Source organism: Pseudomonas sp. HMWF006, from assembly GCF_003061205.1.
Lineage (GTDB): Bacteria > Pseudomonadota > Gammaproteobacteria > Pseudomonadales > Pseudomonadaceae > Aquipseudomonas > Aquipseudomonas monsensis.
In genome coordinates this window covers 5303-6222 of sequence record NZ_QAIU01000400.1, presented here as the reverse complement: position 1 = coordinate 6222, position 920 = coordinate 5303, and the positions used below count along the sequence as shown (strand labels likewise).

General features: G+C 65.7%; 1 protein-coding gene. It reads left to right on the top strand.

From position 1 onward, the window contains the following. Positions 1–66: 66 nt before the first annotated feature. On the top strand, positions 67–920 hold an 854-nt coding region (locus DBR24_RS16520), incomplete at its 3' end, for a TolC family protein (RefSeq protein WP_256591564.1).

The window sequence follows — 920 nt, the reverse complement described above, 5'->3', positions numbered from 1 at the left end:
TCATGCCTGCCCGCAAGGCTGCCCGGCTCGACCCGGTCACGGCCCTTACCAGTGAATGATCGTTCTATGAAAGCGCCACTGACACTCCTTGCCGCCAGCCTGATGCTGGCGGCCTGCAACAGCCCTGCGCCGCGCCCCGACAGCGGCGTGCAGCCACCGCCCGCCTGGCAATCGCCTGACCATCCCGACGCGGTGCAGAGCAATCGCCAGTGGTGGACGCAGTTCGGCAGCCGCGAACTCGATCGACTGATCGAACAGGCGCGCCTGGGCAGCCATGACCTCGGCGCCGCCGTTGCCCGGGTCCGGCAGGCACAGGCCAGCGCGACGATTGCCGGCGCTCCGCTGCTCCCGGAAATCAAGGCCGGACTGAATGCCAACCGGCAGAAACTGTTGCACGGCAAGGGCTACAGCCAGCTCGACGTCAAACCGGACAATCGCTCTCTGGATTACTACGACGCCGAGTTGAGCGCCAGTTACGAAATCGACTTCTGGGGCGGTAAACGCGCGGCGCGCGACAGTGCCGTGTTCGGCGTACAGGCCAGCGAATTCGACCGTGCCACCGTGGAGCTGACCTTGCAAAGCGGCGTCGCTAACAGTTACACCCAGGCCTTGGCGTTGCGTGAGCAGGCGCGGATTGCCGCGCTCAATCTGGCCAACGCGCAAAGCGTCCTGCACCTGGTGCAAACCCGGTTTGATGCCGGCAGCGCCACCGCGCTGGAACTGGCCCAGCAGAAAAGCCTGGTCGCCGAGCAACAGCGCAAATTGCCGCTGGTGCAGCAACAGGCCCGCGAAGCGCTGATCACCCTCGCCGCCCTGCTCGGCCAACCGGTGCAGGCGCTGTCGGCACCGCAACAGTCATTCGAACAATTGCAGTGGCCGAACATCGCCAGTGGCGTACCCAGCGATCTGCTGAGCCGGCG